The organism is Frigoribacterium sp. NBH87 (genome assembly GCF_014217665.1).
GTDB classification, from domain to species: Bacteria; Actinomycetota; Actinomycetes; order Actinomycetales; family Microbacteriaceae; genus Frigoribacterium; species Frigoribacterium endophyticum.
Genome location: NZ_CP043650.1, coordinates 64,492 through 87,939, shown reverse-complemented (window position 1 = coordinate 87,939; position 23,448 = coordinate 64,492). Strand labels below are relative to the sequence as shown.

At 74.4% G+C, this 23,448-nt stretch carries 18 protein-coding genes; 3 read left to right on the top strand and 15 right to left on the bottom strand.

Features of this window, described 5'->3' with window-relative positions; genetic code table 11:
- Positions 1 to 31: 31 nt before the first annotated feature.
- Positions 32 to 1,219, bottom strand: a complete 1,188-nt coding sequence (locus tag F1C15_RS00395; protein WP_185232354.1) for a pyridoxal phosphate-dependent aminotransferase — start codon at positions 1,217 to 1,219, stop codon at positions 32 to 34.
- Between the two features lie 236 nt (positions 1,220 to 1,455).
- Between F1C15_RS00395 and rpsT the strand changes: the two genes are divergently transcribed.
- A complete protein-coding gene (gene rpsT / locus F1C15_RS00390; protein WP_056054191.1) occupies positions 1,456 to 1,716 on the top strand; it encodes a 30S ribosomal protein S20 in 261 nt (86 codons plus the stop codon).
- 1,172 nt (positions 1,717 to 2,888) lie between these two features.
- On the opposite strand, the gene holA is transcribed toward rpsT, so the two are convergent.
- From holA to F1C15_RS00365, 5 genes are all read right to left on the bottom strand, one after another.
- Positions 2,889 to 3,923 (bottom strand): DNA polymerase III subunit delta, encoded by a 1,035-nt coding sequence (gene holA, locus F1C15_RS00385; protein ID WP_167259025.1) that lies wholly within the window; start codon positions 3,921 to 3,923, stop codon positions 2,889 to 2,891.
- A 60-nt stretch (positions 3,924 to 3,983) separates the two neighbouring features.
- The gene (locus tag F1C15_RS00380; protein ID WP_185232352.1) at positions 3,984 to 6,491 is read right to left on the bottom strand and encodes a ComEC/Rec2 family competence protein; all 2,508 of its coding nucleotides are present in this window, start codon (positions 6,489 to 6,491) and stop codon (positions 3,984 to 3,986) included.
- A complete protein-coding gene (locus F1C15_RS16275) occupies positions 6,488 to 7,237 on the bottom strand; it encodes a helix-hairpin-helix domain-containing protein (RefSeq protein ID WP_185232350.1) in 750 nt (249 codons plus the stop codon). The genes F1C15_RS00380 and F1C15_RS16275 overlap by 4 nt, the downstream gene beginning before the upstream one ends.
- A gap of 99 nt (positions 7,238 to 7,336) precedes the next feature.
- Positions 7,337 to 9,910 (bottom strand): leucine--tRNA ligase, encoded by a 2,574-nt coding sequence (leuS, locus tag F1C15_RS00370; RefSeq protein ID WP_185232348.1) that lies wholly within the window; start codon positions 9,908 to 9,910, stop codon positions 7,337 to 7,339.
- Between the two features lie 135 nt (positions 9,911 to 10,045).
- A complete protein-coding gene (locus F1C15_RS00365; protein WP_185232346.1) occupies positions 10,046 to 11,425 on the bottom strand; it encodes an anthranilate synthase component I family protein in 1,380 nt (459 codons plus the stop codon).
- A gap of 68 nt (positions 11,426 to 11,493) precedes the next feature.
- Between F1C15_RS00365 and F1C15_RS00360 the strand changes: the two genes are divergently transcribed.
- Positions 11,494 to 12,315, top strand: coding sequence for an aminotransferase class IV (locus tag F1C15_RS00360; RefSeq protein ID WP_185232344.1), 822 nt, complete (start codon positions 11,494 to 11,496; stop codon positions 12,313 to 12,315).
- A gap of 119 nt (positions 12,316 to 12,434) precedes the next feature.
- Here the strand turns inward: F1C15_RS00360 and cydC are convergent, their stop codons facing one another.
- Genes cydC through F1C15_RS00340 form a run of 4 tightly spaced genes read right to left on the bottom strand, consistent with a single transcriptional unit; the run spans position 12,435 to position 18,278 of the window.
- Positions 12,435 to 14,162, bottom strand: a complete 1,728-nt coding sequence (cydC, locus tag F1C15_RS00355) for a thiol reductant ABC exporter subunit CydC (RefSeq protein WP_185232342.1) — start codon at positions 14,160 to 14,162, stop codon at positions 12,435 to 12,437.
- Entirely contained in the window at positions 14,159 to 15,832 is a 1,674-nt protein-coding gene (gene cydD, locus F1C15_RS00350) for a thiol reductant ABC exporter subunit CydD (protein WP_185232340.1), read from the bottom strand. The genes cydC and cydD overlap by 4 nt, the downstream gene beginning before the upstream one ends.
- A 10-nt stretch (positions 15,833 to 15,842) precedes the next feature.
- Entirely contained in the window at positions 15,843 to 16,847 is a 1,005-nt protein-coding gene (gene cydB / locus F1C15_RS00345; protein ID WP_185232338.1) for a cytochrome d ubiquinol oxidase subunit II, read from the bottom strand.
- Positions 16,848 to 16,865: 18 nt separating this feature from the next.
- Positions 16,866 to 18,278 (bottom strand): cytochrome ubiquinol oxidase subunit I, encoded by a 1,413-nt coding sequence (locus F1C15_RS00340; RefSeq protein WP_185233918.1) that lies wholly within the window; start codon positions 18,276 to 18,278, stop codon positions 16,866 to 16,868.
- Between the two features lie 172 nt (positions 18,279 to 18,450).
- Between F1C15_RS00340 and F1C15_RS00335 the strand changes: the two genes are divergently transcribed.
- Positions 18,451 to 19,128, top strand: coding sequence for a DedA family protein (locus F1C15_RS00335; protein WP_056054168.1), 678 nt, complete (start codon positions 18,451 to 18,453; stop codon positions 19,126 to 19,128).
- A 103-nt stretch (positions 19,129 to 19,231) separates the two neighbouring features.
- Here the strand turns inward: F1C15_RS00335 and F1C15_RS00330 are convergent, their stop codons facing one another.
- From F1C15_RS00330 to F1C15_RS00310, 5 genes are all read right to left on the bottom strand, one after another.
- Positions 19,232 to 20,164, bottom strand: coding sequence for a glycine betaine ABC transporter substrate-binding protein (locus tag F1C15_RS00330; RefSeq protein ID WP_307803312.1), 933 nt, complete (start codon positions 20,162 to 20,164; stop codon positions 19,232 to 19,234).
- A complete protein-coding gene (locus tag F1C15_RS00325; protein WP_185232336.1) occupies positions 20,161 to 20,904 on the bottom strand; it encodes an ABC transporter permease in 744 nt (247 codons plus the stop codon). Before F1C15_RS00325 ends, F1C15_RS00330 begins: the two co-directional genes overlap by 4 nt.
- Positions 20,901 to 21,584: an ABC transporter permease gene (locus F1C15_RS00320; protein ID WP_056054163.1), complete on the bottom strand. Its 684-nt coding sequence runs from the start codon at positions 21,582 to 21,584 to the stop codon at positions 20,901 to 20,903. The genes F1C15_RS00325 and F1C15_RS00320 overlap by 4 nt, the downstream gene beginning before the upstream one ends.
- A complete protein-coding gene (locus tag F1C15_RS00315; RefSeq protein WP_185232334.1) occupies positions 21,581 to 22,468 on the bottom strand; it encodes an ABC transporter ATP-binding protein in 888 nt (295 codons plus the stop codon). The genes F1C15_RS00320 and F1C15_RS00315 overlap by 4 nt, the downstream gene beginning before the upstream one ends.
- 183 nt (positions 22,469 to 22,651) lie before the next feature.
- Positions 22,652 to 23,299, bottom strand: coding sequence for a TetR/AcrR family transcriptional regulator (locus tag F1C15_RS00310; RefSeq protein ID WP_056054157.1), 648 nt, complete (start codon positions 23,297 to 23,299; stop codon positions 22,652 to 22,654).
- Positions 23,300 to 23,448 lie beyond the last annotated feature (149 nt).

Sequence of the window (23,448 nt, the reverse complement as noted above, 5' to 3'; positions counted from 1 at the left end):
CACCGGACGGGTCAGCCGAGTGACGCGACGCTCAGTCGGACGACACGACGGAGGCGCGGCCGAGCGGGCGTCGCGGGTCGCCGGGAGCGGGCAGCGCGGCCAGGCCCCGCGTGATCACCTCGGGCGACGAGGCGAGGCAGACGCGGATCCAGCCCTCGCCGGAGCGGCCGAACGCGCTGCCCGGCGCGACGGCGACGCGGTGCTGGAACAAGAGGTCCTCCGCCCAGGCGGCGACGTCGCCCTGCGAGGCGTGGCCGACGTCGATCCAGAGGTAGAAGGCGCCCTGCGGGTCGAGGTAGCGGATGCCCCGCTCGTCGAGCAGGCCCTTCGCCAGCTCGAGGTTGCTGCGGTAGTGCTCGCGGGCCTCGGAGACCGGCGAGTGGTCGCCGAGCACGGCCGCGAGGGCCGCCAGCTGGTCGGGCTCGGCGACGCAGCTGATCGCGGCCTCCTGCACCGTGCGCATCGTGTCGGCGAGGCCGCGCGGCGTCACGAGGTAGCCGACCCGGACCCCGGTCATCGCGTACGTCTTGCTCGTCGAGAAGACGCTGAAGACGCGGTCGTCGGCGTCGAGGCTCGCGAGGCTGACGTGGGGCGTGCCGTAGGTGAAGTACTCGTAGACCTCGTCGCTGATCACCCAGAGGTCGTGGCGCGCCGCGAAGTCGAGGAGCGACTGGAGCACCTCCCGCTCGTAGACGACGCCGAGGGGGTTCGACGGCGAGTTGACGATGATCACCCGGGTGCGCGGCGTGACGAGCTTCTCGAGGTCGTCGACGTGCGGCACGAAGCCGCGCTGGGGCGACAGCGCGTAGGGCACGGGGACGGCGTCGAGCATCCGCGCGTTCATCGTGAAGGTCGTGTAGCCGGGGTCGGGCACGAGGACCTCGTCGCCCGCGGCCAGCAGCAGGCCCATCGTCTGGTGCAGGGCCTGCGTGGCGCCGACCGTCACCCAGACCTGCTCGACGTCGACGTGGACGTCGTTCTCGCGGGCGAGCTTCGCCACGAGGGCCTCGCGGAGCGCCGGGACGCCGCCGTTCGGCGTATAGTTCGTGCGGTCGTCGGCCCAGGCGCGCCTCGCCGCGTCGGCGACGTGGTGCGGCACGGGCACGTCGGGCTCCCCCACGACGAGCATCGCGACGTCGTCCAGCTTCGCCGCGATCTCGAAGATGCGTCGGATGCCGGAGGTGGGGACGGACACGACGTGCGGGGCGAGCGAAGGCATGCTGAACGGTACTACGGGCGACACGCCGCGCCTCCGGCCCCTCGGTCGTTGAGGATGACGGACGCGACTGGTAACGTTGCCTGTTGGCTTGCGCGTTACGTCTGAACTGACGGAACGCGATCCCAGCCGTGAGCCGCTCCGGTGGCAGCACCGGCGGCAGCCCGGGCAGGACGCACCGTCCTCCGGTCGGCTGGCGCATCACTCGTCCAGACACAGAAACCAAGGAAGTAGCGAACGTGGCAAACATCAAGTCGCAGATCAAGCGCATCGGCACCAACAAGAAGGCCCAGGACCGCAACAAGGCCGTCAAGAGCGAGCTCAAGACCGCGATCCGCGCCACGCGAGAGGCCATCGTCTCGGGCGACAAGGACAAGGCCACCAGCACCCTCGCCCTCGCGGCGAAGAAGCTCGACAAGGCCGCCAGCAAGGGCGTCATCCACAAGAACCAGGCCGCGAACCGCAAGTCGGCCATCGCCAAGCAGGTCAGCGCTCTCTGAGCCGACCCCCGGTGAGGCGTCGCTGACGCAGCATCCCCGACGACCTGGTCGTCGACGACGAAGGCCCCGTCTCCTCGGAGACGGGGCCTTCGTCGTGCCCGCGGCCGGCGGCCGCGGCTGCGGGCGGGCCCTGTCGGCAACTCCTGCGGCGTGCCCGCCGGGGCGGCCCCCACGCCGCTCCCGCGACACGGAGCAGGAGTTGCCGACGCGCACGCTCCACGGCGACGAGCGTCCGCGGCACGGCCGAACCGGCACTGCGCCTCCCCCGCGGCCCGTCGACAACTCCTGCGGGATGCCCGCCGGGTCGGCCCCCACGCCGCTCCCGCGACACGGAGCAGGAGTTGCCGACGCGCACGCTCCACGGCGACGAGCGCCCGCGGAACGGCCGAACCGGCACCGCGCCTCCCCCGCGGACCGTCGGCAACTCCTGCGGCCTGCGCGCCGGAACGGCCCCCACGCCGCTCCCGCGACACGGAGCAGGAGTTGCCGACGCGCACGCTCCACGGCGACGAGCGTCCGCGGAACGGCCCAGCCGGCACCGCGCCTCCCCCGCGGACCGTCGGCAACTCCTGCGGGATGCCCGCCGGGTCGGCCCCCACGCCGCTCCCGCGACACGGAGCAGGAGTTGCCGACGCGCACGCTCCACGGCGACGAGCGCCCGCGGAACGGCCGAACCGGCACCGCGCCTCCCCCGCGGACCGTCGACAACTCCTGCGGGATGCCCGCCGGGTCGTCCCCCCACGCGGCTCGCGCTACCAGGAGCAGGAATTGCCGACGCACGTCGTGCTCCGCCGAGCGTGCTGGGCAGCCACGGCACGGGCACCGCGCCTACTCCGCGGACCGTTGACAACTCCTGCGGGGTGCTCGCCGGGGCGGGCGACCCGCCGCGCGCGCGACCGTGAGCAGGAGTTGCCGACCGTCGCGGGCGCGCGACGGACGCAGGACGGCCCGTCTTCGGGCGGGCGCGAGGGCGCGGAGCGGGGCGGCCCGAAGAGTCGCGGGGCGGGGCGGGGACCGGGGAGGCGCGGGTCAGAAGGCCGGGGAGTCGCGGGGCGGGGCGGCCCGGGGAGGCGCGGGTCAGCGGGCGAGGAAGTCGCGGGGCCGGGCGGGGCCCGGGGAGGCGCGGGTCGGTGGGCGAGGAAGTCGCCGCGCGGGGGCCGGGGAGGCGCGGGTCAGCGGGCGAGGGAGCCGCGGGTGGCGACGGCGGTCACCATGCGCTCGAGGGCGTAGATCGCGTCGCGCTCGGCGCCCTTGACGGCGGCGTCGGTCTCGGCGATGAGCTCGATGCACCGCCCGAGGCCGTCCTCGCTCCAGCCACGCACGTCGCGCTGTGCCCGCTCGACCTGCCACGGCGCCATGCCGAAGCGCGAGGCCAGCTGGCCCGACGGCCCGTACGAGCCCTGCACCTTCGCCATCGTGCGGACCTTCATCGCGAACGCGGCCACCACGGGCACCGGATCCGCCCCGGACGACAGCGCGTGCCGGAGGAGCACCAGGGCCTCGCCCTGCCGACCCGCGATCGCCATGTCGGCCACCTTGAAGGCGTTCGTCTCGACACGGCCGGCGTAGTACTTCTCGACCGTCGCCTCCGTGATCTCGTCCGCCGCGTCGGAGATCAGCTGCTGGCACGCGCTGGCCAGCTCGGCGAGGTCGTCGTTGAAGGCCGTCACGAGGGCGCGGAGGGCCCCCGACGTGACCCGACGACGCTCGGCCCGGAACTCGGCGGCGGCGAAGTCGAGCTTCTCGGTCTCTTTCTTGAGCTCGGCGCAGACGACCTCGAAGCCGCCGCCGAGCCCGGACCGGAGCGCGTCGAGGAGCTTCTTGCCCCTCACGCCGCCGCCGTGCCGGAGCACGAGGTACGTGTCGTCGGCGGGCGACTCGAGGTACCGGAGGGTCTCGGTGAGGAACGCGTCGGTGCACTTCTCGACGGAGGAGACCCGGATGAGGCGCGGCTCGGCGAACAGGGAGGGGCTCGCGAGCGAGATGAGCTCGCCCGGCTGGTAGTGGTCGGCCTCGAGGTCGTTGACCTCGAGGCTCGGGTCCTCCGCCGTGAGCTGGTCGCGCAGCTGCCTGACGGCCCGGTCGGCGAGGAACTGCTCCGGCCCGCTCACGAGCACGACGGGGGCCGGCCGGATCTGGTGCCACGCGACCTGGTCGACGCTGACCGACGCCTTCTTGACGGTCTTGCCGGTCGTCTTCGCGGCCACGGTCCTCCTCCAGGTGCGGCCGCCCCGGGCAGCCGGTGACCAGCGTAACGGACCCCTCCGTCACCCACGACGCCGCCGCCAGAGGCGCAGCTCCGCCGCGGCGCCGTCGTCACGGGGTGCTCCGCGGACGGTCACCGCTGCGTCGCCGTCGAGGTCGGTGCGGGCGACGACGGCCCCGCCGACGAGCGCGAGGGCGTCGTCGGTCGGGTGCCCGTAGCCGTTCTCCCGCCCGACGCCGATCATCGCCACCCGGGCGGGAGCGCGACGGTAGAGCTCCGCGTGCTGGTCGGCGGAGCCGTGGTGCGACACCTTGACGACGTCCACCGGCCCCACGGCCTCCTCGCCGGCCGGCGACGACAGGAGCCTCCGCTGGGCGGTCTCGCCGAGGTCGCCGAGCGCGAGCAGCGACGCGCAGCCGGTGACGCACCCGGCCGTCGGGCGCCACGCGGTGACGACGCTGGCGTCGTTGCCCGAGGCCTCGGGGTCGACCGGCCAGAGCACCGACCAGGCCAGGTCGCCGAGCACCCCGCGGGCGCCGGCCGTCACGGGGACGACCTCGGCGCCTCCGGCCCGGAGGACGTCGAGCACGGCGACGTCGGCCGGCCGCCCCGGGGCACCGACGAGCACCGAGCCGACGCTGCCCGCCACCACCTCGACCGCCCCGACGTGGTCCGTGTCGAAGTGGGTGAGGACGAGCAGGTCGACCTCGTCGACCCCGAAGCGGTGCAGGCAGCCGGCCAGCGCCTCCTCGTCGTCGCCCACGTCGATCAGGGCCACGCGCCCGGCGCTCCGGACGAGCACGGCGTCGCCCTGACCGACGTCGCACTGCACGACCACCCAGTCGTCGGGCACGCCCGCGCGCTCCCCGAGGCGGGCGCCCACGGCCGCGCCGGCCGGGACCACGAGGGCCGCCACGAGCGCGACGCCGAGCAGCCGTCGGGCCCGCAGCCCGCGCGGCGTCAGGACGACGGCCGCCACCAGTGCGGACGCGACGACCAGCACGGCCACGCCCGCCGGCCCGTCGGACCACGCGAGACGAGCCCCCGGCCACGCCGCGACGGTGCGGGCGACCGCGCCGACCCAGCTCGCCGGCACCCACGCCACGCGTGCCACGAGCTCGGCCAGGCCGGGCGCCCACGGCGCCGTCACGCAGACCAGGAGGCCGGCCACGGTGGCGACGGGAGCCGCGGGCTCGGCCAGGACGTTCGCCACGACCCCGTGCACCGGGAGGCTCGGCTCGAGCAGCAGCAGCACGGGCTGGCACGCGAGCTGAGCCGCCGCCGGGACCGCGAGCCCCAGCGCGATCGGCGTGGGCAGCACGCGGGCGAGCTCGGCAGCCAGCGGTCGCGCCAGCACGACGAGCCCCGCCGTGGCCAGGACGGACAGGGCGAAGCCGACGTCGCGCGCCAGCCAGGGGTCGACGAGGAGCAGCCCCGTCACGGCCAGGGCGACGACCGGGAGGCCCGACACGGGCCGGGCGGCCGCGAGGTGGACCAGCACCACGAGCGCCATGACCGTGGCCCTCAGGATGCTCGCGTCGGGCGTCACCAGCACGAGGAAGGCCAGCAGGACGACGCAGGAGACCCCGATGCGGACCACGCGGGGCACCCGGAGCGCCCCGCCCACGAGCATCACGAGCGCGACGAGGACGGCGCAGTTCGAGCCCGACACGGCGGTCAGGTGGGTCAGCGAGGCCGTCTCCATCGCATCCCGCAGGTCGTCGGGCACCGCCGACGTGTCGCCCAGCGCGAGGCCGGGAAGCAGGGCGCCGCCGTCGCCCGGCAGCTCGGCCACGACGTCGCCGAATGCCCCCCGGAGCCCGTTCGCCGCGGCCTCGACGCCCTCCGCCTCGGCTCCGGCCCGCAGCGGCCCCCGCGACGCCGCCGCCCACGGGTGCGGATCGCCGCGCTCCACGGGCAGCAGCGAGACGCGGACCCGGACGGCCTGGCCGATCTCCACGGCCGGCCCCGAGACCCGGGGCCCCAGCAGGAACAGCGAGGAGTCACCTCGCCAGACCGCCCGACCGCCCACCTCGACGAGACCCACGTCGAGCTCCGCGGTGGTGCTGCCCGGGACGATCCGGGCCGTCGCGGTGCCCTCGATCGTCACCACCCTGCCCTGCAGGTCGAGGACGGCGGGCGGCCATCGGGCGTCCGCCCGCGCCGCGGCCGCACCGAGCAGGAGCCCGGCCAGCCCCGCCGTCACCAGCACGAGGGTCGCGACCGCGGTCGCACGGGAGGCCCGCGGCCTCCTGAGGGGGCCCGACGGGGACAGCGGCCCGGTCGACGCCCCGACGCACGCCCCCGCCCACGCCCCCGCTCCCGCCTCCGCCCACGCCTCCGCACCCGTCCCCGCCGCACCCGGCGGGCCGACGCCCCGGCCGCCCCTCCCCGCGACGGCGGCCACCGCCCCGGCCGCCAGCAGGACCACCGCGAGGCCCGCCAGCACGACCAGCTGCCGCCCCGCCGACCACGGCAGCGCGACGACGAGCACCGCCCAGGCCACGCCCGCCGGGACCGCCAGGCGGACGTCGACGGGCGGAGCCGCCTGGCCGTCGCCGACGGTCACACCGTGACCAGCGGCCGGAGCGACTCGAGGGTCTTCTCGCCGATGCCCGGCACCTCGAGCAGGTCGTCCACGGACCGGAACCCGCCCGAGCCCTCCCGCCACTCGACGATGGCGGCCGAGGTCGCCGGGCCGACCCCGGGCAGCGCCTGGAGAGCCGTGGCGTCGGCGCGGTTCAGGTCGACCAGGCCGCCGCCCGCGCCGCCCCCCGCACCCGACGCCCCGCCCCCGACGGCACCGCCCCCGCCGCCACCGCTCGCCCCGCCCCCGACGGCACCGCCCGCACCGCTCCCGTCCACGACCTCGCCCACCGCCGGCACCCGCAGCTGCTCGCCGTCGACCACCGGCCGGGCGAGGTTGACCCCCGCCTCGTCCGCCCCCTCCGCGAAGCCCCCGGCCGCGGCGACGACGTCGACGACGCGGGCTCCCGCCGGCACCTCGTAGAGGCCGGGGCGGGCGACGTGGCCGTGCACGTGGACGAACACCGACCCCGCGGTGCCCGACCCGGCCCCCGCGCCGGTCGCCGCCGCTCCCGCCTCGTCGTCGAACGGGCCGCCCGGCGACGACGCCGTCGTGATCGCGGTCTCGCCCGCGCCTCCCCCTGCTCCCCCTCCCGTGGCCACCGCCGTGGCGACGACCGACCCCACGGCGAGCACCAGCAGCACCACGACGGCCGCGCCGAGGCCGAGGCGCCAGCGCGGGCCGCCCGGCCTCGCCGGGTCGGGCGCGCTGCGGAAGGTGACGACCATCCCGTGACGCTAGGTGCCGCCGTGGTGCCCCCGACGACGACGACGGCCGCCCTGGGGAGCCAGGGCGGCCGTCGGTGACCGGGGAGGGACGGAGGGGCCCTACTTCACGGCGATCGCCACGAGGCGGGGCGCCCGGACGACCACGTTCACGATCTCCTTCTCGCCGACGGCGCGCTGCACCGCGGCGGAGTCGCGGGCCAGGGCCTCGAGCTCCTCCGAGCTGATCTTCGGCGAGACCTCGAGGCGGTCGCGCACCTTGCCGTTCACCTGCACGACGGCCGTGACGCTGGTCTCGACGAGCAGGGTCGGGTCGGCCTTGCGCCATCCGGCCGAGGCGACCGAGACGCCGTCGTGCCCCAGCTTCTCCCACATCTCGCTGGCGGTGTACGGGGCGAAGAGCGACAGGGCCAGGGCCACCGTCTCGGTCGCCTCGCGCACCGCGGGGTCGGCCGCGCCCGCACCCGAGTCGATCGTCTTGCGCACCGCGTTGACCAGCTCCATCAGGCGCGCGACGACGACGTTGAACTTGAACGCCTCCGTCAGCCCGGGCGCCTCGGCGAGGAACCGGTGCGTCTGGCGGCGCAGGGCCTGGTCGCCGTCCGCCCAGACCGCGTCGACCGGGCTGGCGACGTCGGACGAGAGGCGGAAGGCGCGGGCGAGGAACTTCGCCGACCCGGCCGGCGAGACGTCGGCCCAGTCGATGTCGTCCTCCGGCGGGCCGGCGAAGGCCATCGTGAGGCGGATGGCGTCGACGCCGTGCTTCTCGACCTCCTCCGACAGGGTGACGAGGTTGCCCTTGCTCTTGCTCATCTTCGCGCCGTCCTGCAGCACCATGCCCTGGTTGAGCAGCGCGCTGAAGGGCTCGGTGAAGTCGACGTAGCCGAGGTCGAACAGCACCTTGGTGATGAAGCGGGCGTAGAGCAGGTGCAGGATGGCGTGCTCGACGCCGCCCACGTACTGGTCGACCGGCGCCCAGCGGTTGACGACGGAGGGGTCGAACGCCTTCTCGGCGTCGTTCGGGCTGAGGAAGCGCAGGAAGTACCACGAGCTGTCGACGAAGGTGTCCATCGTGTCGGCGTCGCGCCGGGCCGGCGTGCCGTCGACCGGGTTCGGCACGGTCACCCAGTCGGTGGCGGCGCCGAGCGGCGAGCTGCCCTTCGGCTTGAGGTCGAGGCCCTCGGTCGACGGCAGCAGCACGGGCAGCTGGTCCTCCGGCACCGGCACCTCGGTGCCGTCGGCGGCGTGGACGATCGGGATGGGCGTGCCCCAGAAGCGCTGGCGCGAGATCAGCCAGTCGCGCAGGCGGTAGGTCTTCGCGGCCTTCCCGGCGCCCTTCTCCTCGAGCAGCTCGACGACGCGCTTGATCGCGTTCGACTTGCTGAGGCCGGTCAGCGGGCCCGAGTTCATCAGGCGGCCGTCGCCCGTCAGGGCCACGCCGGTCTTCGCGGGGTCGAGCTCGGGCAGGTCCTCCGGCAGGATCGCCTGGCCGTCCTCGTCGAGCTCGAGCTTCGGGATCACGCCCGTCACGGGGGCGTTCGTGTCGACGACGACCCGCACGGGCAGGTCGAACTTGCGAGCGAAGTCGAGGTCGCGCTGGTCGTGCGCGGGCACGGCCATCACCGCGCCGTGGCCGTAGTCGGCGAGCACGTAGTCGGCGGCCCAGACGGGCATCGGGGCGCCGGTGAGCGGGTTGACCGCGACGCGGCCGAGGGGCACGCCGGTCTTGGGCCGGTCGGCCGTCTGGCGCTCGATCTCGGTCGACTTCTGCACCTGCACCAGGTACTCCGCGAAGGCGGCCTTGACGTCGTCGGTGGCCTCGGCCACGAGCTCGGCGGCGAGGTCGCTGTCGGGCGCGACGACCATGAAGGTCGCCCCGTAGAGGGTGTCGGGGCGCGTCGTGAAGACCGTGACGCGCTCGTCGCGGCCCTCGATCTCGAAGTGCACGTCGGCGCCGATCGACCGGCCGATCCAGTTGCGCTGCATGTTCAGCACCTTGGTCGGCCAGCGGCCCTCGAGCTGGTTGAGGTCGTCGAGCAGGCGGTCGGCGTACTCGGTGATGCCGAAGTACCACTGCGTCAGCTTCTTCTTGACGACGACGGCGCCCGAGCGCTCGGAGGTGCCGTCGGCGAGCACCTGCTCGTTGGCGAGGACGGTCTGGTCGACCGGGTCCCAGTTGACCCAGCTGTCCTTCCGGTAGGCGAGCCCCTTCTCGTACATCTTGAGGAACAGCCACTGGTTCCACTTGTAGTACTCGGGGTCGCTCGTGTGGAGGACGCGGTCCCAGTCGAAGGAGGGCGCGTAGAGCTTCATGCTCTGCGCCTGCTGGGCGATGTTGGCGTAGGTCCACTCGCGCGGGTCGACGCCGCGCTTGATGGCGGCGTTCTCGGCGGGCAGGCCGAAGCTGTCCCAGCCGATGGGGTGGAGCACGTTGAAGCCCTGCTGGCGCCAGTAGCGCGCGATCACGTCGCCGAGCGCGTAGCCCTCGGCGTGGCCCATGTGGAGGTCGCCCGACGGGTACGGGAACATGTCGAGGATGTACTTGCGCGGGCGCTTGTCGTCGGGGTCGACCGCGAAGGGCTTCGCGACCTCCCACACCTGCTGCCACTTGCGCTGCAGGCGCGCGACGTCGTACTCGCGCTCCTCGGCGGGGGTGTTGTCGTGCTCGTGTGCCACGGGACTCTCATTCGCTCACGGGGTGGAGGCGACCGGCGGACGGCACGACGAGGTGCGGGCACGCGGCGGCCCGTCGTCCAGGGTAGCGGCCCGCCGCACGTGGTCCGCACGGGGCGCCGACCGCACCGGGGCAGGTCACGAGGAGGCGCCTCCCGCGGGGGCCCCCAGCGCGCGCAGCAGCGCGGTCGCCTTCCAGGCCACCTCCGCCAGCTCCTCCCGCGGCACCGACGACGACGTCACTCCCCCGCCGACCCCGACGGTCGCCCCGCCGTCGGTGACCACGACCGAGCGGATGGCCATCGCCCAGGAGGCGCTGCCGTCGAGGCCGAGCACGCCGACGGCGCCGGAGTAGACGCCGCGGGGCGCGCCCTCCCCCTCGGCGAGCAGCTCGACGGCGCGTCGCTTCGGGGCACCCGTCATCGAGCCCGCGGGGAAGGTCGCCTCGAGCGCGTCCAGCGCCCCGAGGCCCGGGGCGAGCCGGGCCGTGACCGTGCTGACCAGCTGGTGCACGGCCGGGTAGGAGCGCACGGCGAACAGCTCGTCGACGACGACGCTGCCGAGGCGGGCGACGCGGGTGAGGTCGTTGCGCACCAGGTCGACGATCATCAGGTTCTCGGCGAGCTCCTTCTCGCTCGTCGCGAGCTCCGCGGCGAGGGCCGCGTCGGCGACCGGGTCGGCGGAGCGCGGCCGGGTGCCCTTGATGGGCGACGAGCTCACGACGCCGCCCCGCGAGACCTCGAGGAACGACTCGGGCGAGGCGCCCGCGACGGCGGTCCCGCCGATGCGGACGAACGACGACCGCGGCGACGGCGACGACCGACGGAGGCGGCGGTAGGTCTCGAAGGCGTCCACCGGCCCCGCGACCTCGTACGACGTCGTCGGGCAGAGCACGTACGCGTCGCCCGCCGCGATGGCGGCCTGGCAGCGCGCGACGAGGGCGAGGTACTCGTCGTCGCCGTGACGGCGGCGGACGGCGCCGGGGCCGCGCCGCGCCTCCGGCTCCCCGGGCTCGCCGAGCGGGACGACGCCGGGCCAGGCCTCGGCCACCGACCGCGCCCAGTCGTCGGCCGCGAGGGCGACCAGCTCGACCTCGCGGGCGGCGTGGTCGAAGACGAGAGCGCGGTCGGTGCGGAGCAGGGCGACGTCGGGAGGCGCGGCCTCGTCGACGGGGAGGCCCGCGGTCACCGACGGCGGGCTCCCGCGCCCCGGCCCCACGGTCGCGTCGCGGTCGAGCAGCCACGTCCCCGCCCCGTAGCCGAGCCAGCCGGCCCAGCCGAGCGGCGCGGCGTCGTCGCGGCCGTCGGCGAGGTCGTCGCGGAGCAGGGCCCAGAGCCGGCCGAGCTCGCCGTGCCGCGCGGACGCGGTGACCCGGTCGCCCCACAGCAGGACGGACCGGCCGGTGACGGCCCCGTGCCCGGCGTCGAGCCACACGACGTCGCCGTCGGGGGCGAGGGCGGCGACGACGGCCTCCGGGTCGGCCCAGGGCAGGGGGCGGCGGAGGACCGTCGGGCGCATGGACCGAGTGTAGGAGCCCCGGGCGCCCTGGGTCGGGCCGGCTCCCGTGCGGCGCTTAGCCTGGGGGCATGAGCCTCGCGACGACCCTCCGCTGGCACGACGGACGACTCGTGGACGACGAGGTCGGCGAGGGGGGCGGCGGAGACGGTCACGCCTCCCGTGACGCCGGTGCCTCGGAGGCGCGCCGCGGCCCGACCCGCGTGGCCGACTCCTGGCTCGTCGTCGACGGTGCCGTCCGGGCCCTCGACGTGCACCGCGACCGCTTCGCCGGCTCCGTCCGGGAGGCCGCGCCGGGGCTCGACGTCGACGGCTTCTGGTCGGCCGCCGTCGCGGCCCTGCCCCGCGAGGGCCGGTGGTTCCCGCGCGCGGAGCTGCTCGGCGACGACCTCCGCCTGCAGCTCCGGCCGGCCCCGGAGGCGCGACGGTCGGTCGTGCTGGCCACCGCCTCCTCCGACCCCCGCACCGAGCCGCTCGTGAAGGGGCCGGACCTGGAGGCGCTGGGCGCGCTGCGCCGGGAGGTCGCGACCCGCGGCGCCGAGGAGGCCGTGCTGCTCGACGCCGACGGCTGGGTCGTCGAGGGCGCGTGGAGCTCTCTGCTCTGGTGGCGCGGCGACGCCCTCTGCATGCCCGCGGACGACCTCCCGAGGCTGCCCGGCGTCACGGTGCGGACGGTGCTCACCCTCGCGGCCGTGCTCGGCGTCGACGTGCTGCACGAGCGGGTGACGCCGGAGCAGCTCGACGGCTTCGAGATCTGGTCGCTGAGCGCCCTGCACGGCGTGCGGATAGCCACGCGGTGGGTCGACGGCCCGACGACGGCCGAGGAGCCCGGCCGCCTCGCGACCTGGCAGCGACGGCTCGACGCGCTGCGCCGACCGCTGCCGGCCGCCTGACCACCTCACCGCCTGACCGCCTCACCTCACCGCCTCACCGCACCGCCTGACCGCGCAGGCCCGCCTGGCCGCGACGACGCCGGCACCCGGCGAGGGGCCGGGCAGCCCGCGACCCCGCGTCAGCCGACCTCGCGCAGCACGCCCCCCTCGACGCGCACCCGGCGGGTGACCAGGGCCGCGGGCACGGGGACGTGCGAGATCAGCACCACCGTGGTGCCGTCGTCGCGCGCCGCCTCGAGGAGGTCGGTCACGAGGCGGTCGGCCAGCTCGGCGTCGAGGCCGGCCGTCGGCTCGTCGAGCACGAGCACGGGGAAGCCGCGGAGCAGGGCGCGGGCGAGCGACAGCCGCTGGGCCTGCCCCCCGGAGACGAGCGCCCCGCGCTCCCCCGGGCGGGCGTCGAGGCCGCCCCGCTCGCGCACCCAGGCGCCGAGGTCCACCCGGTCGAGCACGGCGAGCAGGTCGTCGTCGGTCGCGGTGTCGCGGGCGAAGAGGAGGTTCTGCCGGATCGACTCGTCGAACAGCCACGGCGACTGCTCGATCAGCCCGACCGTGCCCCGGACGCGCTCCGCGCCGAGGGAGCGGACCGACGTGCCGCCGACCTCGTAGCGCCCGCGGTGCTCGAGGAAGCGCACGAGGACGGCCGCGAGCGTGCTCTTGCCGGCCCCGCTCGGGCCCTCGACGACGACGCGGTCGCCGGCACGGACCTCGAGCGTCGCGTCGACGAGGGAGTCGGCGGCGGCGCCGGGCCAGCGCGCCGAGACGTGCTCCAGGCTGAGCACCGGCAGGTCGGCCGGGAGGGCGGCCGGACCGTCGCCCCCGACGCGCTCGTCGCCCTCGACCTCGCCCAGCTCGTCGACCACCACCTCCGCCGGGGCGACGAGCGGGGCGGCCGACTCGACCCGGGCACCGCTGGCGCGCACGCGACGCCACGCGACCACCGCGGTGGGCACGGCCCCCACGACCTCGAGCACGGCGATCGGCACGAGGGCCACCAGCGCGAAGGCGGGCCCGCGGAGCTGACCCGCGGCGACGTCGCCCGCGGTCGCGAGCACCACGCCGACCACCGTGGCGCCGGAGACGAGCGACAGGAGCGCCGCGACGAGCCCCGCGGTCGTGGCGCGCCGTCGGGAGGCGCGGCGAAGGTCGTCGTCGAGGGCCGCGACCCGGCGCAGCTGGCCCTCGAGGGCGTCGAACGCGACGAGCACGTCGAGCGACTGCACCGTGTCGAGCACGGCGCCGGAGAGGGCGCCGCGGCGGGCGGCCAGCGCGGACTCCGTGCCCGTCGCGAGCCGGTCGGCGAGCACGACGCCGACGACGAGAGCGACGACGAGGCCGCCGGCCAGCACCAGCGCCGCGCGGGGCGAGACGACCGCGACGCCCGCGACGGCGGCGACCCCGGTCACGCCGGAGACGACGAGGGGCTGGACGACGCGGAGGGGCAGGTCCTGGAGCGCGTCGACGTCGGAGACCACCCGGGCGAGCAGGTCGCCGCGGTCGGTGCGGCCGAGCCCGGCCGGCGCGACGCGCGACAGCCTGCGGTAGAGCTCGGTGCGGACGACCGCCAGCTGCCGGAACGACGCGTCGTGGCTGGAGAGCCGCTCGAGGTAGCGGAACGCCGCCCGGGCGAGGGCGAAGGCCCGCACCCCGACCATGGCCATCGTGAGGTAGAGGATGGGCGGCTGCTCGGCCGCCCGCGTGATGAGGTACGCGGAGGCGGCGAGCAGGGCGACGGCCGAGAGCGCGCTGAGCGAGCCGGCCGCGATGCCCGGGGCCGAGCGCCGGAGCGGAGGCTGCGCCGTGCGGAGGAGGGACGGGCCGGGGGCGACGTCGGTGCGGGTGACGGTCATGCGAGCGTCTCCTCGGAGGCCGTGGCCGGGGCGGTGGCGGGGGCGAGCACGACGACGTCGTCCGCCGCGTCGCGCACGGCCGCGCGGTGCGTCACGACCACGACGGCGACTCCGCGGGCCGCCGCGCGCCGGAGCCCCGCGACGACGGCGGCCTCGGTGACCGCGTCGAGGGCCGACGACGGCTCGTCGACGAGCAGCAGCCGGGCACCGCGACGCTCGACCCGGTACAGCGCCCGGGCGAGGGCGACCCGCTGGGCCTGCCCGCCCGAGAGGCCGCCGCCGCCCGCGCCGAGCACGAGGCCCGGGTCGACGTCGGCGGCCCCCGCGGCGCGGAGGGCGGCCGACACCGCGGGCGGGTCGACCTCGTCGCCCAGGGCCACGTTCTCGGCCACGGTGCCCGAGACGAGGCCGGGGCGCTGGCCCGACCAGGCGACGTCGCCGACGACGCAGCCGCGGTCGGCGTCGCGCCAGCGGACCTCGCCGCCGTGGGGCGCCTCCCCCCTGACCGCCGCGAGCAGGGTCGACTTGCCGACGCCGCTCGGCCCGGTGACGGCGGTGACCCGGCCCGTCTCCGCGACGAACGACGTGGGAGCCAGCGAGACGACGCCGCCGCGCTCGACCGACACCGCCGAGACGACGAGGGCGTCGCCCGCCCCGACGGGGGCGACCGACGCCCGCGGGGGCGTCGGGCCGGCCGACGACGCCCGGCCGCCGACCGGCCCCTCCTCCAGGACGACGAAGACGCCCTCGGCCACCGCGACGCCGTCGGAGGCCGCGTGGAACGCCGCCCCCACCTGACGGAGCGGCAGGAACGCCTCGGGCGCCAGCAGCAGCACGAACAGCCCGACCGACAGGGCGAGCGACCCGTCGACCAGCCGGATGCCGACCGAGACCGCCACGAGGGCGACCGACAGCGACGCCGCGAGCTCGAGGGCGAAGCCGCTGAGGAACGAGACGCGCAGCACGGCCATGGTGTGCCGCCGGTGGTCGTCCGTGAGCCGCCCGATCCGCTCGACCTGTCGACGCTCCCGGCCGAAGACCTTGAGGGTGGAGAGCCCCTCCACCGCGTCGAGGAAGGAGGCGGCGAGGGCCTGCAGGCGCTCCCACTGGCGATCCTGGGCGGCCCGGGTCGTCCAGCCGATCAGCACCATGAAGAGCGGGATGAGCGGCAGCGTCACCAGCACGATCACCGCGGACAGCCAGTCGCCGACCAGCATCACCCCGACGATCAGCGGCGTCGCGAGGGCGGTGAGGACGAGCTGGGGCAGATAGCGGGAGAAGTACTCGTCGAGGGCGTCGAGGCCGGGGCCGACGAGGGTCGTGAGACGGGCCGAGCCCCGCTCGGCGACCCACTCGCGGCCGCGCGCGGACACCGCCGCGAGGACCCGCGCCCGGAGCTGGCTCTTGACCGTCGCCGCGGTGCGGGCGGCCACGGCCTCGAGCGCCCACGACGTGGCCGACCGTGCGACGACGGAGAGGGCGAGCACGACGAGCGCGTCGCCGGTCGCGCCCGCCCCGGCGCCCTCGACGACGCTCACGACCGCGTGGGTGGCGCCCCAGGCGACCCCGACGACGCTCACGGTCTGCAGCACGCCCAGCAGGGCCCCGAGCACGACGAACGCCCGGGCGGCGGAGGCGTACCGCAGGAGGCGCGGATCGAGAGGCTTCACGGCCCTCCCGTCAGTGCGCCGCGACGGGGATCGCGGCCCGCGTCACGCGCTTGCGGAAGATCCAGTACGTGAAGCCCTGGTAGGCGAGGATCAGCGGCACGAAGACGAGCGCCACCCAGCTCATGACGGTGAGGGTGTATGTCGAGCTCGCCGCGTTCGCGATGGTGAGGCTGTTCGCCGGGTCGTTGCTCGCGGGCATCACCGCGGGGAAGAGCGCCGCGAACAGGCTGACGACGGCGAGGCCGATCGTCACGGCCATCGTGGCGAACGCGACGCCCTCGCGGCCGCGGAGGTTCGCGACGAACGAGGCCACCAGCGTGCCGGCCGCCGCGACGGAGAGGACCGTCGACGCCAGCGTGCCGTGCATCAGCGACGTGATCGCGAGGAAGCCCGCGGCGACCAGGATCGTCGCCGCGCCCGACCGGACGGCGAGCCGACGGGCGCGCTCCCGGATCTCGCCGTCGGTCTTCAGCGAGACGAAGACGACGCCGTGGGTGAAGAAGAGCAGCAGGGTCGTGAGTCCGCCGAGCAGGGCGTAGGGGTTCAGCAGGTCGAGGAAGGTGCCCGTGTAGTTGAAGCCGGCGTCGAGCGGCACGCCCCGGACGACGTTGGCGAACGCCACGCCCCAGAGGAAGGCGGGCACGGCCGAGCCCACCGTGATCATGAGGTCGAAGCGGCGCTTCCACCGCGCCTCCGGCCGCTGGTGGCGGTACTCGAACGAGACCCCGCGGGCGATGAGCGCGAGCAGGATGAGCAGGAGGGCCAGGTAGAAGCCGCTGAACATCGTCGCGTACCACTCGGGGAAGGCCGCGAAGAGCGCGGCCCCGGCCACGATGACCCAGGTCTCGTTGAGGTCCCAGACCGGGCCGATGGTGTTGATCAGGACGCGGCGGTCGGTGTCGTCACGGCCCAGGAAGGGCAGCGACATGCCTACGCCGAAGTCGAACCCGTCGAGCACGAAGTAGCCGACGAAGAGGAAGGCGATGATGCCGAACCAGAGGGTGGGGAGGTCCATGTCAGAGTGCGCCTTCCATCAGTAGACGGTCGCTTCGTGGGTGACGGCGCCGGTCTCGGCGTCGACCGCGGGGGGCCCGGCCGGGCCCTTCTGGGCGGCACGGAGGATGAGCCGGAACTCGACCACCGCGAGGGTCCCGTAGATGGCCGTGAAGGCGAGCAGGGAGATCAGCACCTCGAGTCCCGTGACGTTCGGCGAGACGCCGTCGGCCGTCTTGAGCAGGCCGAACACGAGCCAGGGCTGGCGGCCCATCTCGGTGAAGACCCAGCCGACGACCATGGCCAGGAGCGGCAGCGGGAAGGTCCACACCGCGGCCCGCCAGACCCAGCGGTTCTCGGGCAGGCGCCCCCGGCGCGTGACCCAGAGGCCGACGACCGAGACCATGACCGCGACCATGCCGAGGCCCATCATCCAGCGGAACGACCAGTAGGTGACCCAGATGATCGGGGTGTAGTCGCCCGGGCCGTAGAGCTGCACGTACTGGGCCTGGAGGTCGTTGATGCCCTCGACGGTGCCGTCGAGGGTGTGGGTGGAGAGGAACGAGAGCAGGTACGGCACGCGCACGCTGAACAGCTCGTGGACGCCGTCGGGCGTGCCGAGCGTGAAGATCGAGAAGGAGGCGTCGGCCCCCGTCGAGGTCTTGTACAGGGCCTCGGCCGCCGCCATCTTCATCGGCTGCGTCTCGACCATGGCGAGGCCGAGCTGGTCGCCCGTCAGCACGGTCAGGCCGCCGGCGACGACCATCGTCCAGAGGCCGAAGCGCAGCGCGGGGCGCATGGTCTCGAGGTTCTGGTTGCGGCTCAGGTGCCAGCTGGCCACCGCGACGATGACGGCGGCGGAGACCATGAAGCAGGCGAAGATCGTGTGCGGGAAGGCCGCCAGGGCCACCTTGTTGGTCAGCACCGCGACGATGTCGGTGAGCTCGGCCCGGCCCTTCTCCTCGTTGATGTCGAAGCCGACGGGGTTCTGCATGAACGCGTTCGCCGCGATGATGAAGTACGCCGACAGGACGCTCCCGACCGTCGCGCCCCAGATGCTCGCGAGGTGGAGCTTCGCGGGCACCTTGTCCCAGCCGAAGATCCAGACGCCGATGAAGGTCGCCTCGAGGAAGAACGCCAGGAGGCCCTCGAGCGCCAGGGGCGCGCCGAAGACGTCGCCGACGAAGCGCGAGTAGTCGGACCAGTTCATGCCGAACTGGAACTCCTGGACGATGCCGGTCACGACGCCCATGGCGAAGTTGATCAGGAAGATCTTGCCGAAGAACTGCGTCAGCTGGAGGTAGTGCACCCGGCCGGTGCGCACCCACGCGGTCTGGAAGACGGCGACGGTGAACGCCATGCCGATCGTGAGCGGCACGAACAGGAAGTGGTAGATGGTCGTGAGGCCGAACTGCCAGCGGGAGAGCAGCAGCGGGTCGAGCAGCTCGGTCATGAGCGGCCCGGCCCGCGGGCGGTGAGGGTCGAGAGCACTGTCGTCTTCTTCCTCGAGGGGGACGGAGGGCGTCACGTCGGCGGGACGATCTCAGCGTAGGACGAACGATAGGCGACACCTGTTGCATAGGGGGGCGGCCGCCTCACGGCTGCCTGTGAATAGGATCAGCCGGGTGAACGACGTGCTGACCGGCCTCCTCGACCTCGTGCAGTCGGTCGACCCGCTCCTCCGGACGCTCCTCGCGGGGCTCGCGATGGTGCTCGAGACCTCCGTGCTGCTCGGCCTCGTCGTGCCCGGCGACACCGTCGCCATCGTGTCGGCGACCGCCGTCGCGTCACCGCTCGAGGGAGTGCTGCTCGTCGCCGCGCTCGTGGTCGGCTCGCTGGTGGGCGAGAGCGTCGGCTTCGCGCTCGGCCGGCACTTCGGCCCCGCGATCCGGCACAGCAGGCTCGGCCGGAGGCTCGGCGAGGCGAACTGGGCCCGTGCCGAGGCCTACCTGGCGCGGCGGGGCGGCATCGCCGTCTTCATCTCCCGCTTCTTGCCCGTGCTGCACTCGCTGATCCCCCTCACGGTGGGCACGAGCCCGATGCGCTACCGGACCTTCCTCACCTGGACGACCCCGGCCTGCCTGCTCTGGGCCACGGCGTACGTGTCGGTCGGCGCGGCGGCCGCCGGGAGCTACCGCGAGCTCGCCGACCAGCTGCACCAGGCCGGCTACGTCTTCGTCGGCATCGTCGCCGCGTTCCTGGTGCTCGTGCTGGTGGTGAAGAAGGTCGTCCACCGGCGGGAGGCGCGGCACATGGGGCAGCACGGTGACGGTCGCCCCCCGGAGGACGACGGCCGCCCGTGAGCCGAGACGCCCGCCCCCGGCGCGCGCACCCGGGACTGCCCCGGCACGACGGAGGGGCCGGGCGCTGTACGCGCCCGGCCCCTCCGGTGGTGTGGACCGACGATCAGCCGATGAGGTCCTTCGACGTCAGGTAGTCCTTCGCGATGGTGGCCGACGACTCCTGGTCGGTCTGGCTCTTCGCGTTGAGCTCCTGCAGGTCCTTCGCCGACAGGGCGGCGTCGACGGCGTCGATGATGTCCTGCGCGCCCTGGTCGACCTTGTCGGAGACGATCGGCACCACGTTCTGCGGCAGGATCATGTTCTCCGGGTCGTCGAGGGTGACCAGGTCGTTCTCGGCGATCAGCGGGCTGGCCGTGTAGACGTCGGCGAGCTGGACGCTGCCGTCGAGGAGGGCCTTGACCGTGAGGGGACCGCCTCCGTCGTCGATCGGGGTCGAGGTGACGTCGACGCCGTAGATGCTCTTGAGCCCGGGAGGGCCGTACGGGCGCTCGGCGTTCTCGGGCGGCGCACCGACGGCGAGGGTGCCGTCGTAGTCCTTGAGGTCGGCCAGGCTCGTGATGTCGTTCTCCTCGGAGAACTCCTTGGTCACGGTGTAGCTGTCCTGGTCGGACGCCTCGGAGGCGGTGAGCGCGGTCAGGCCCTCGGGGAGCGCGTCGGCCAGGGCGGCCTCGACCTCCTCGGGCGACTTCGCCGTCGACTCCTTGTCGTAGTACTGCAGGAGGTTGCCGGTGTACTCGGGGAAGACGTCGATGTCGCCGGACTCGAGCTCGGGGAGGTAGACCTCGCGCTGACCGATCTGGTACTCGCGCTGGACGGTGTAGCCGCCGTCCTCGAGGGCCTGGGCGTAGAGCTCGGCGATGATCTCGTTCGAGTAGTACTGCTGCGAGCCGACGACGATGGTGTCGGACGACGCCGAGGCATCTCCTCCTCCGTCGCTCAGGGGGTCGCTCGACGCGCACCCTGCCAGGGCCACCATGGCCCCGATCGCGACCGCACCGAGAACGGTGAGCCGGCCTTTCTTCGCTGTGTTGATCACTGTGTTCCTTCCTGGAGGGATGTTGCCTTCGCCGCGGCCGACCGGGAGGTCGTCACGCGGGTGTCGAGGGGGCGGCCCGCGGCGGTGACGCCGGCCGGGACGACGAGTCGCTGGAGCACCGAGAAGACGACCTCGAGCACGACGGCGAGGGAGATCACGACGATCGACCCCGCGAACATCTGCGTGTAGTCGTTCGACCGGAGGCCCGTGAAGATGTAGATGCCGAGGCCGCCGGCGCCCACGGTGGCCGCGATGGTGGTCGTGGCGACGACCTGCAGCAGGGCGGAGCGGAGCCCGCCGATGAGGAGGGGCAGGCCGAGCGGGAGCTCCACGCGCGTGACGATCTGCCACTCCGTCATGCCGACCGCGCGGGCCGCGTCGATCGTCGCGCGGTCGACGGCCTCGAAGCCGGAGTACGCCCCGGCGAGGATGGACGGGATCGCGAGCACCACGAACGCGATCATCGGCGCGCTGATGCCGATGCCGAGCAGGAGCGCGAGGAGGAAGACGATGCCGACGGTGGGCAGGGCCCGGACCCCGCCGGTGAGCGCGACCGCCACCGTGCGACCCCTGCCGGTGTGCCCGATCAGGAACCCGAGCGGGATCGCGACCACGGCCGCGATGAGCACGGCGATCACCGAGTAGGTGACGTGCTGCCCGAGTCGGGCCGGCACGCCGTTCGCCCCCGTGAGGTGGACCGGGTCACCGAGCCACGCGAGGGCGTCGAGGAAGGCGTTCACGCGGTCACCTCCGCGGCCTGGCGGACGGGGCGCCGGTCGCGCGCCCCCTGGTCGGCCCAGGGCATCAGGGCGCGACCGAGGAGGACGAGCAGGCCGTCGAGCACGAGGGCCATGACGATCGTCAGCACGATGCCCGTGCCGATCTCGGCGAGGATGCTGCGCTGCAGGCCGTCGTTGAAGAGCAGGCCGAGACCGTTGATGCCGAGGATGCCGCCGACGGTCGCGAGGCTGACGGTGCTGACGACGACCACGCGGAGACCGGCGAGCAGGACGGGGCCGGCGAGCGGGAACTCGACGCGCCAGAAGCGCTGCCAGCCGGAGTACCCCATCGCCGTGGCCGACTGCAGCACGTCGGGCTCGACGGCCCGCAGGCCGTCGGCGGTCGAGCGCACCATGAGAGCCACGCCGTACAGGGTCAGCGCCACGATGAGGTTGGTGTTGCTCCGCAGCGGGTAGAGGCCGATGATGCCGGGCAGCGCCACGAGCAGGGCGAACGACGGCACGGCGTAGATGAGGCCGGAGGCGGTGAGCAGCACCCCGCGGACGACCGGGAAGCGGTTGGCCAGCCACCCGATCGGCAGCGAGATCACGAAGGCCAGGATCACGGGCGGCACGCTCAGCCCGAGGTGGACCAGCGTCTTGTCCCAGATGTAGTCGGTGTTCGACCAGATCCAGTTCACGACGCGTGCCCACCCTGCGCCGGAGCACCCGGCCCCCTGGGGGCACCGGCCTCTGCCTGGAGCACGGGCACGGGCTGCGTGAGGACGCCCGTCGTGCGGCCGGACTCGTCGACCACGACCTGGCCCGTCGCGGTCTGCTCGATGTGCAGCGCGCGCTTGCCGCGGTTCGACCCGACGAAGTCGGCGACGAAGTCGCTCGCCGGGTCGGAGAGGATCTCGGCGGGCGTGCCCTGCTGGGCGACCCGGCCGCCCTTCTCGAGGATGACGACCTGGTCGCCGAGGTAGAAGGCCTCGTCGATGTCGTGGGTCACGAAGACGACGGTCTTGTCGAGCTCGCGCTGCAGCCGGATGAGCTCCTGCTGGAGGTCGGAGCGGACCAGGGGGTCGACCGCCCCGAACGGCTCGTCCATCAGGAGGATGTTCGGGTCGACGGCGAGGCCGCGGGCCACGCCCACGCGCTGCTGCTGCCCGCCCGAGAGCTGGCTCGGGTAGCGGTCGGCCAGCGAGCGGTCGAGGCCGACGGTGTCCATCAGCTCCAGCGCACGCTCGCGGGCCTCCTTCTTGCCGACGCCCTTGAGCACGGGCACGGTGGCGATGTTGTCGACGACCTTGCGGTGCGGGAGCAGGCCGGAGTTCTGCATCACGTAGCCGATGCTGCGGCGCAGGGCCACGGGCTCGAGGCCGGCGATCGACTCGCCGTCGATCTCGATGGTGCCGGAGGTGGCGTCGACCATCCGGTTGATCATCCGCAGGATGGTCGTCTTGCCGCAGCCGCTCGACCCGACGAAGACCGTGGTCTTGCGGGAGGGGATGACGAGGCTGAAGTCGTCCACGGCGCGGGTGCCGTCGGGGTACTGCTTGCTCACCGAGCGGAACTCGATCATGGGTGGCTCATTCCTCGTGGGCAGCACGGATCGACACTTGCCGGGGGCACCACCCAACCACACTCCCCCGTCGGGGGCACCTCGTCGCCGCCTCCGTGGCCGAGTCGTGACGCAGAACGGCCGCCGACGCCGCGCTGGGCGGACGACGGCGGCCGAGCCGCGGAGGGACGACGAGGAGGCGGGTCAGGCCACCGTGAGGACGGGCTCGAGGTAGCCGCGCACGGCGCGACGGCACTCCTCGACGAAGCGGGGGTCGCCGTCGCCGCCCGCGACGAACGCCCGTGCCAGGAGCGCGTCGCCGATCTCGACGACGACCTGGACGGCCAGGTCGCTCGCGTCGTCGCGGACGACGCCGAAGCGGTCGGCGAGGAGGGCGGAGAGGCTCTCGGCCAGGGGGTGCACGGCCGGCGCTCCCCCGTCGGCGCCCAGCTCGGGGGCGTCGCTGAAGCTCACGGACCGGAAGCCCGGCTCGGAGCGGTACATCTCGACCTCCGTGTCGATGACGGCGTCGAGGGCCCGGCGCCAGTCGTCGACGCCGTCGGCGGCGACGGCCGCCGCCACCCCGGCGACGAGGCGCTGGGTGCAGCGGAGCGCCAGGGCGTCGACGACCGCGATGCGGTCGGGGAAGTAGCGGTACACCGTGCCGATGGAGGCGCCGGCGCGCTCGGCGACCATGGCGGTCGTGAGCCGCTCGTAGCCGATCTCGTCGATGATCGAGGCCGCGGCGTCGAGCAGGCCCGTGAGGCGCGCGGTGCTGCGCGCCTGGACCGGCTCGTTCCTGAGCAGTGACGATCCCCCGGGCAGTGCTTCATTGACGTCGGTGACGAGCAACGTTCCTCCTTGGTGCGGTGCCGGCGGGTGCCGGGCACGGTGCTGGACGTCGGGGCCGGCCGTCGGTCGACGGCGGCGCGCAGGCCCATCAGGCCGGTCTCGCGGCGCCCCCGTCGGGGGCTCCGGCGACCGGGTGTCGGCCACTGTCG